At 60.0% G+C, this 9,063-nt stretch carries 9 protein-coding genes and 1 tRNA gene; 1 reads left to right on the top strand and 9 read right to left on the bottom strand.

Going from position 1 to position 9,063, the window contains the following annotated elements:
* Nucleotides 1–26 precede the first annotated feature (26 nt).
* A tRNA-Met gene (locus ASD03_RS25940) sits at nucleotides 27–103 on the top strand.
* Nucleotides 104–181: 78 nt separating this feature from the next.
* Here ASD03_RS25940 and ASD03_RS25935 read toward each other — a convergent pair.
* The 9 genes from ASD03_RS25935 to lysA form a co-directional block, all read right to left on the bottom strand.
* Nucleotides 182–763, bottom strand: a complete 582-nt coding sequence (locus ASD03_RS25935; RefSeq protein WP_025431473.1) for a hypothetical protein — start codon at nucleotides 761–763, stop codon at nucleotides 182–184.
* 225 nt (nucleotides 764–988) lie between these two features.
* The gene (locus tag ASD03_RS25930) at nucleotides 989–1,402 is read right to left on the bottom strand and encodes a hypothetical protein (protein ID WP_025431472.1); all 414 of its coding nucleotides are present in this window, start codon (nucleotides 1,400–1,402) and stop codon (nucleotides 989–991) included.
* Complete coding sequence (locus ASD03_RS25925) at nucleotides 1,356–1,871, bottom strand: L,D-transpeptidase family protein (RefSeq protein ID WP_025431471.1); 516 nt, start codon at nucleotides 1,869–1,871, stop codon at nucleotides 1,356–1,358. Before ASD03_RS25925 ends, ASD03_RS25930 begins: the two co-directional genes overlap by 47 nt.
* A 25-nt stretch (nucleotides 1,872–1,896) precedes the next feature.
* Nucleotides 1,897–2,871, bottom strand: a complete 975-nt coding sequence (locus ASD03_RS25920) for an ABC transporter ATP-binding protein (protein ID WP_025431470.1) — start codon at nucleotides 2,869–2,871, stop codon at nucleotides 1,897–1,899.
* Entirely contained in the window at nucleotides 2,868–3,866 is a 999-nt protein-coding gene (locus ASD03_RS25915) for an ABC transporter ATP-binding protein (protein WP_025431469.1), read from the bottom strand. Before ASD03_RS25915 ends, ASD03_RS25920 begins: the two co-directional genes overlap by 4 nt.
* Nucleotides 3,867–3,877: 11 nt before the next feature.
* The gene (locus ASD03_RS25910) at nucleotides 3,878–4,768 is read right to left on the bottom strand and encodes an ABC transporter permease (RefSeq protein WP_057217338.1); all 891 of its coding nucleotides are present in this window, start codon (nucleotides 4,766–4,768) and stop codon (nucleotides 3,878–3,880) included.
* Nucleotides 4,765–5,703, bottom strand: coding sequence for an ABC transporter permease (locus ASD03_RS25905; protein WP_025431467.1), 939 nt, complete (start codon nucleotides 5,701–5,703; stop codon nucleotides 4,765–4,767). Before ASD03_RS25905 ends, ASD03_RS25910 begins: the two co-directional genes overlap by 4 nt.
* Nucleotides 5,704–5,835: 132 nt before the next feature.
* A complete protein-coding gene (locus ASD03_RS25900; protein ID WP_057217336.1) occupies nucleotides 5,836–7,422 on the bottom strand; it encodes an ABC transporter substrate-binding protein in 1,587 nt (528 codons plus the stop codon).
* Between the two features lie 106 nt (nucleotides 7,423–7,528).
* Complete coding sequence (lysA, locus tag ASD03_RS25895) at nucleotides 7,529–8,920, bottom strand: diaminopimelate decarboxylase (RefSeq protein ID WP_025431466.1); 1,392 nt, start codon at nucleotides 8,918–8,920, stop codon at nucleotides 7,529–7,531.
* Nucleotides 8,921–9,063 lie beyond the last annotated feature (143 nt).

Below are 9,063 nucleotides of genomic sequence, written 5' to 3'. Positions count from 1 at the left end.
AACCGCATAGCGGTTTACCGAGATGGCGCGGGGTGGAGCAGCCCGGTAGCTCGTCAGGCTCATAACCTGAAGGCCGCAGGTTCAAATCCTGCCCCCGCAACCAAATCAAACAAAAGCCCGCAAGACCGAAAGGTCCGCGGGCTTTTTGTTTGTCTCGTAACGGCGCGACGAGTTGATCGCCTCAAAAGCGGCCCGCAAGCAGGCGCAAGCCGACGAAACGGCACAGAAATGAACGCGAAACCAACTCTGTGTTTCGGCCGTCGGGAGTGAAAGTGCCGGTCATTCTGCCATCAGGCCCGAACCGCACGGCGACACCAAGAAGATGACCGACGATATCATCAAGGCCCTGCACGCGGCAGGCTTGTGCGATCAACCGAACGCGTTGGTAGCTGATCTTTCGTTGGAGCCAGCAGCCGACGGTCAGGTCGGTCACGATACCGCCTGCGTCCCGATGGGCCTGAACCGACCAATCGCCAGGCGGGGCAGCGTCCATCAAGCGCCTTGTCGTTATTATCCAGATTTCGTCGGAGAGCGGATATATCGGCTCCATCGGACCAGTGCCCAACATGCCTTCGAAGACCGCGTAGGTGGCGCCGTCGCGGGTCTCGATCCCGAGATAGGTTTCCAGTTCCTCCGACCAATAGCGTCCAGCAATCCCGCCTCGGTCGGCCCATTTGACAGGGGGAAGGGAGCGGGCGACCACGTCTAGGTTTTCGCTCTGGCGGCGCATGACCTTCCTTTTGAAGCGTGAGCCCTTGGTCATGGGCGACACCGTCTGCGGTGACCATAACCCCTGCCGCCGACGGCGCATAATGGAGCTTGACGCCGGGCGGATCCTGCACGGTTATGACGACCAGCCCTTGTTCGTCATTCAGTCAAAGTCCGTCCCAATCTTCGGCGCGGACAGGCTGGGGACTGGTAACGCGGCCGGGAGCCGCGTCCAGAAGGGCTGTGGCGGCCGAGAGTGTGCTGGTGTCATGGTTGAACATCAACACCACCGAAAGCCGCTCCGCCGCCGCGTGCAGCCACTGAAGCCGCGCAGACCGCTGCCAAGATCGGTCACCTTGATGCCGCCGACGTCATCCCAGCGCAGGCCATACCCGTAGCTGGCGAGAGATTCGTCGCGAAAAGTCACCGGGGCCGACAAGCGGTTGTAGAGGCAGCTCGGGTCGTCGATATGGGTTTCCCAGGTCTGCATGTCGTCGAGCGAGGCCGCAATACCGGCATCGCCGAACCCGTGGACGCCGTTCTCAGCCGACAGGAAACCGTCGTCGTTGCCCTCCGTGAGAGTAGGCAGCCCATGCGCGGTCGGGATGGGAACGGGTGCGGGTGTCTGAGATGGCTGCTGACCGAGATCATGCGGATCGACGGTGAAAGCACAGATGCGAGGTAGGTTCGGCAATTGCCAGAAAGGCGAGCAGATCCTCTTTCGAGAGCGCGGCGCAACCCGCAGTCGGCGAATAGGTCGGTCGGGCGACATGCAGAAAGATCGCGCTGCCCGCGCCGGCGACCGGCGGGTCGTCATTGTGTCCCAATACGACAACAACGTCATAGAGATCGTCCTGTCGCCAAAGCTCTTCATGGCTGGCGGCGAAGGGTAGCTTCACCTGGCGATTGTAGTCTGGGTGCGAGGGGGCGTCGCACCAGCCGTCCAACCTGTCGATCTCATGGCAGGGGAACCGCGTTGTCGGCTTGGCCATCCGGTCTGCCCGGTAGAAAATCTGGCGGATCGGCCAACGGCCCATGGGGCTGACGCCATCGCCCTCGACCTTGTCTGTATGCAAGCCGCCGCGGCCAACGGCGCAGCGCCAGCGCTTGTCTCCAAATGTGGCCTGCCAGCCGTCCCCGTCTCGCGAAACGATCAGATCCACGCTCAGCTCCTTCCTTCTTGAAATCTCACAGACCCAGGGGAAAATGACACGCGACTGGCCGGCCGCCCTGATCGGACAGGGCCGGTTCCTCCGTCCTGCAGATCGCCTGAGCGTAAGGACAGCGCGTCTGAAATCGACATCCGGTCGGCAAGTTCATCGGGCTCGGAATGTCGCCGACCAGCAACGGCTTTTCGCGGTTCCGCTGATGTGGATCGGCGCGCGGAACCGCCGAAATTAGAAACATCGTGTAGGGGTGACGCGGATTGGAAAATATCTCCTCCGTCGTGCCGACCTCCACCATCCGCCCCAGGAACATCACGCCGACGCGGTCAGCGAACTGGCGAACCACGCTCAAATCGTGCGTGATGAACAGATAGGTCAGCTTCAGCTGCTCCTGAAGATCGCGGAGCAGGTTCAGGACCTGCGCCTGAATCGAGACGTCCAGCGCCGAAACGGCCTCGTCGCAGACCACGAATTCAGGGCTGTTGGCGAGAGCGCGGGCGATGCCGATGCGCTGCCGTTGCCCGCCGCTGAACTGATGCGGGTAACGGCGCAACAAGGTTCGCCGCAGCCCGACCATGTCGAGCAGTTCGCCGCAGCGTTCCTCGATCTGGGCCTCTGTTCCGAAGCGGTGCGTGCGCAGCGGTTCGGCCAGAATGTCCTTGATCCGCATCCGGGGATTGAGCGAGGCAAACGGGTCCTGAAAGACGATCTGGAGCTTCTTGCGCATCGCCCGCATCGCTGAATCGTTCAGCGCGTGAAGGTCCTGGCCGCGATACCGCACGGTGCCTGCGGTCCGGTCGAGGAGCCGCAGCATGACACGGCCAAGCGTGGTCTTGCCGCAGCCCGACTCGCCCACCAGCGCGAATGTCTCTCTCTCGTAGATATCCAAACTGACGCCGTCCACGGCACGGATCACCTGATCCCGTCGGCCGAAGAAACTTGTACCGATAGGATAGTGCTTGCTAAGCCCGTCGGTTGAGATGAGGACTTCGCTCACAGCTTTCCTCCCTGTTTGTCGTGAAGCCAACAGCGGGCCTTGTGACCATTGCCGAGATCCGTCAGTTCGGGTTGCTGCACCCGACAGATGGGCATCGCGTCCCCGCATCGGGGATTGAAACGACAGCCCGTGGGAAGTTTGGCGAGGTTGGGCACCACACCCGGAATGCTGTTCATGCGTTCCGCCGAGCGCTTTTCCGTCGCCTTCGGGATCGATGCGAGAAGTCCGCGCGTATAGGGATGCGATGGCCGGTCGAAGAGGTCGAAGACGTTGGCTTGCTCGACGATTTGGCCCGCATACATCACGTTCACCTCGTCGCACATCTCTGCGATGATACCGAGATCATGGGTGATCATGACGATCGCGGTGCCGACCCTGTCGCGTAGCGCCATCATCAGCCGCAAGATTTGCGCCTGTGTCGTCACATCCAGCGCGGTCGTCGGCTCGTCCGCGATGAGAAGCTTCGGTTCGCAAATCAGTCCCATGGCGATCATCGCCCGTTGCCTGAGACCGCCCGACAGCTGGTGCGGATAGACGTCGAGACGCGCCGCAGGTTCCGGTATGCCCACCGTTTCGAACATGTGCAGAACCTTGTCGCGGATAGCACGCCGACCGAGATTCGTGTGAATCGAAAGAGGCTCTCCGACCTGCTGGACCATGGTTCTCACCGGGTTCAGGGATGTCATCGGCTCCTGGAACACCATCGATAGTTGACGGCCGCGGTTGCGCCGCAGTTCTTCGGCGTTCAGCCGTGTCAGGTCGGTGCCGTTCAGCATAATGCTGTCGGCGCTTACCTTTCCCTGGGGGGATGCCACCAGCCCCATCAGCGACAGCGCCGTCACGCTCTTGCCGGAGCCGGATTCTCCCACCAGTCCCACTATTTTGCCACGGCCGACGTCGAACGACACGCCGTCGACAACCTTGACGGAGCCGCGCTGGGTCTGGAATTCCGTGCGCAGGTTGCGCACGCTTAACAATATGCTCTGATCTGTCATCGCAGCGCCCGCTAGTCTTTCATGTAGGGATCGAGCGCGTCGCGCAGCCCGTCACCGACAAAATTGAACGCCAGCACCGCGACCAGGATTGCCACCCCCGGAATGATCGCGACCAGCGGTGCCGAGAAGAGGTATTCCTTGCCCTTTGCCACTAGCAACCCCCAGCTCGCTTCGGGTGGCTGGACGCCCACGCCGAGGAAGCTGAGGCTCGATTCCCACATGATCGCCTCGGGAATGCTGAGCGAAAACAGGACGATCAGCGTCGGGATGACATTGGGGAAGAGGTGGCGAACCATGATCGTCACTTTGCTCGTGCCGTTCGCGCGCGCCGCCTCGATGTATTCCTTCTCCTTGAGGGCGAGCGTTTGGGAGCGCACGACCATCGCCACACCTGCCCAGCCGACGAGGCTCAACGCGATGAAGATGTTGAAGAGGTTTGCGCCCAGCGTGTACATCACGACCATCGCCAAGAGCAGCGACGGGAAAGCGAGCATGGTATCGGCCAGGCGCATGATGACGACATCGGTCTTGCCTCCGAAATATCCGCTGATGATGCCCATTACGGCCCCGATCACCAGAGAGATGAAGCTCGGCACGATGCCGACGACCAACGAGATCCGGGCGCCATAGAGAATCCGTGTCAGAAGATCCCGGCCAAAATTGTCTGTCCCGAGCCAATAGGTGGTGGACGGCGGCAAGAACTGTTCGTCCAGCGCGACGCGATAGGGATCGTGGGGGCTGATAAGCGGAATAAAAATCGCAACGAAGACCAGAGCGCCGACCAGGATCAGCCCGATCACCGCCATGCGGTTTCTGCAAAAGACCCTGACCGTCTCACGAAAGAAGCTGTCGCTCTCGCTCGTATCGGCAAAGTCTTCCGTTGTTTCGGAAAATTGCGTCACTTCGATCCTCCCTTCATTTGGTATCGAATGCGGGGGTCGAGAACGGAGTAGAGAATATCGGCAATCAGATTCCCCATAATGACAAGGGTAGTCGCAAAGAGGACCGACCCTTGTAGAAGCGGCATATCGCGCGCCTGAATGGCGTTGACGGAGATGCGGCCGACGCCGGGAATGCCGAAGATCGCTTCGGTGATGACCGCGCCGGACAGAAGGGTGGCAACCTGGATCGCCATGATAGCCACCACGGGAATGAGCGCGTTCTTGAGTGCATGCCGCTGAATTACCAGGATCTCGCGAAGTCCCTTGGCCCGGGCCGTTCGGATATAGTCAAGGCGCATCACTTCCAAGAGGCTGGATCGAGTCAAACGGGCGATCACGCCTGCGGAGCTCCACCCCAGAACCATGGCGGGCATGATCACATATTCGAAGCCGTAGAACCCCGATACCGGCAGCCATTTCAGTTTCAAGGCGAAGATGTACTGCATCAGCAGGGCGGACCAGAAGATCGGCATCGACACGCCCAGAAGCGAGAAGCCCATGAAGAAATGGTCGAGCTTGGAGCCCCGCCGAACCGCCGACAGAATCCCCACGGGGATGCCGATGACCCAGGAAACGATCGCCGCGCTGGCTGCGAGGAGAAGCGTATTCGGGAAGGCGTGGAGTATGAGTGTCGTCACGTCCCGGTTGAGCTTGATCGACACGCCGAGATCGCCCTGCAGCGCGGCGAAAAGGAACCTGAAATACCGCGTGAGCAGCGGATCATCGAGGTGCATCTGGGCACGTACGCGGTCGATCACGTCGGCGCTCGCATGTTCCTTCATCATCAGCGCAATGGGATCGCCGGGGATCACATTGAGCATGATGAAAAGCAACGCCGTGATGGCGATCAGAACGGGGATCGAAATCGCGATGCGCTTTATCACGAAGATCAGCATCGAAAGAAATCTTTCATTGGGTCTCACTGAGGCGAGAGCTGCAAGGAGATACCTGCCAGAGAAGGCGCACTGGCGACAAGCGCGCTCAGATGGGGCGGGCACCGATGAACAACGCCCGCCACCTCGAATGCCTTATTCGACTTCCATCTTATAGTAGCTCATGTCGCTCCAGCCGTTCCACGGCACCACGAAGTTCTTCACCCGCGGCTGGACGACGTAGGCGTGATCGAGGCTGAACATCGGCACCCAGGCCGCGTCTTCCTGCACGATCCGATCGGTCATCTTCTGATAGAGTGCGCAGCGTTCCTCGGGATTGGTCATCGACCGTGCCTTGTCGAGAGCCGCGAAGACTTCAGTATCGTTGTTGTTGTAACCACGAACCGCTGTCCCGCTCTTGCTGAAGAACGTGTAGAAGAAGTTGTCCGGATCGTTGAAGTCAGCGGACCAGTTTTGCGTGTAGTTGTCGACCGTCCCGGCCTTGCGGCTCGCAAGATAGGCCGACTCGTCCATCGTGTTGATCTGGACGTTGAAGCCGGCTTCCTTAATCTGGGCCTGAATGATCTGGTTCATGTCAGACCATTTCGAAGACCAGCTGCTGACCTGCGCAAGCTTGATGTCCACGCCGTTGGGATAACCCGCTTCGGCCAGAAGTTGCTTGGCCTTGCCCGGATTGTATTCGATGGGCGTGGCGGCGGCGTAGCAGGTAAGGCCACGCGGCATCACGCCGTTTTCAACCATGCCCTTGCCGTAGAAATTCTTCTGGAGAATTTCCTCGCGGTTGATGGCCATCTGGAATGCCTTGCGGACGCGCACGTCGTCAAAGGGCTTCAGCGCCTGGTTGATGTGATAGTAGTACATGCCGACGCGCGGACCCGCCCGGACCTGGCCCTTCCACTGATCGCTGCTGGTGAAATAAGGCAACTGCGTCGGAGCGTAGTCAACGTCGAAGACGTCCAGTTCGTCAGATTCAAAGAGAAGCCGCAAGGTCTCCGAATCTGCGACAACGCGGATGATGATCTGGTCGAGCTTGGGACGACCACGGTAGTACTGGTCGTTGGCTTCGAGAACCTGATTGTCGTTCAGATTGTATTCCGTCAACTTGAACGGACCAGTGCCGTTGGTCGTTTCAGGCGTGAGACCGTACTGGTCGCCCAACGGTTCGGTGAACTTCCGATTGTAGATCGAGGCGGCCGGGGCGGCCATAAGAGCGGTGAAGGCCGCGTAGGGGTCGCGCAGAACGATCTTGACAGTGTATTTGTCTACCGCCTGCAATCCACGGACGGTGGTGGCCGTGCCGTCCAGACGCTCCCTGGCGCCATCGACGAAGTCGAGAATATCGGTGCTAAGGGCCTTGGTCTTGGGGTCGAGCATCCGGTCGAAGGTGTAGACGACGTCATCGGCCGTCAGTTCCTCGCCATTGTGGAAAAGGACTCCCTTGCGCAGATGGAACGTATAGGTCTTGCCATCCTCCGAAACTTCCCAGCTTTCGGCGAGGCCGGGCACCAGCTTCGATTGGCCAGGGCCGCTCGTTTCCGCTTCGATAAGCCGGTCGTAAACATTCAGCGGCAGGGTGTAGAAATCCTGCGTCATCTGCACGTCGACGGTCTTCGGATCCTCTTGGTAGGCGATTCGCAATACGTGATCTGCCGCCAGTGTGGGCGAGGCCAGGGCAAGCGTGACCAGCCCCGTCGCCATTAGAAATTTGACCTTATTAAGCATTTGTCCGTCCTTCTTCCTTTTTCTTGGTTCCCCATCCGGGTCGACGTGCACGACGAATGTCGCCGCGTGCCTCCCCGACTGTTCCGTTTCCGGATCAGTTTCCAGTTCAGTTTGTGCCGATTGTCACCGGCGTCCTGAGCGCCTCGTCCGAGACCGGTTGAGCTGACCTGGTCGCTTCCTGCCCTTCCGGAACAGGAAACTGCCACCTTCCCGCTTGCTCGAGCCTCAGCATCTCGCTGATATTTTGCCTACGCCGTATCGTCCGGAACCGGCTGCCCTCCACGAGGACCTCGGCCACGAGATCACGGGAGTTGTAGGTCGAGGCCATCGACGCGCCATAGGCGCCGGCGCAATCGAACGCCAGCAGATCGCCCGCGCGCATCTCGCCAAGTCTATTATACGTCCCGAATTTGTCGGAGCTTTCGCAGATCGGACCTACGAGGCTGTAGTGAGGGGAGGCCCGATCCGTGCGCGGCACGTGAAGAGTTAAAACGGGATGCTGCGCGTCGTAAAGCGCCGGACGCATCAGGTCGTTCATCCCGACGTCCAGGATGGCCATGGGCCCGCTTTGCATTTCCTTGAGGTAAAGAACCTCCGTCACCAGTAACCCCGCCCGTCCGACCAGCCATCGACCGGGCTCCACAGTCAGTTGGCAGCCAAGGTGGCCGACTGTCTCGGCAATGATTGCAGCATATTCTGCGATGTCGGGACCCGGCGTGTCGTCCGAGGCGATGCCTATCCCGCCGCCAAGATCCAGACGCGGCACGACCAGTCCTCTCCCGCGCATGAACATTACCAGCTCGGCCATTGCCGAAAAGGCACGTCGGAACGGCGACATGTCGTGAATTTGCGATCCGATGTGAACGGCGACGCCCAACACCTCGAGTTCCGGCATCGCCGCTGCCTCGGCATAGAGGTCGGCTACATCGCCGATCGGGATTCCGAACTTACTGTCCTTGGTTGCCGTCGTGATCTTTGCGTGTGTCTTTGCATCGACGTCGGGATTCACGCGAAGCGTGATCGGCGCGCGCTGGCCAAGTCCTCGAGCAACCTCGGCCACTGCGGTGATTTCAGCTGCCGACTCGACGTTGATCTGGTGGATGCCGACCTCAACTGCGCGGGCAATCTCGGCGCGCGTCTTTCCAACCCCGGAGAAGATGATCTTCGATGCCGGCACTCCCGCGGCGAGGGCGCGCTCAAGCTCTCCGCCGGAAACGATGTCCATGCCGCAACCAAGTTCCGCCAGCAAGCCAAGCACGGCGATGTTGCTGTTGGCCTTGACCGCGAAACAGATCGAAACGCCGATCGGGTTAACGGCAGACGCGAGATACTTGTACGCCGATCGGATGGCATCTGCGGAATAGCAGTAGAAAGGGGTCGGCACGGCCCTTGCCACGGCGCTAAGACATACATCCTCGATATGCAGGCCGCCAGCCTGATAGACGAGCCACTTCCGGTCTTTTCCCAGGCGATTCGGCGGTTCCGTATGTTTTGTCATCAGCCCATCACGAATAATTGCATCAGCGGTTCCTAATGAGCGGATGATTCCAGACCTCGCGATGCTTGGGAAATAATTGCTAAAGCCGTCTTATTCAGATTTGATATGCAAATTGCTGGAACCTCGACCGGTCAACGACGGGA

Source organism: Ensifer sp. Root127 (assembly GCF_001425225.1).
In the GTDB taxonomy this organism is placed as follows: domain Bacteria; phylum Pseudomonadota; class Alphaproteobacteria; order Rhizobiales; family Rhizobiaceae; genus Ensifer; species Ensifer canadensis.
This window is presented reverse-complemented; position numbering and strand designations above follow the sequence as displayed.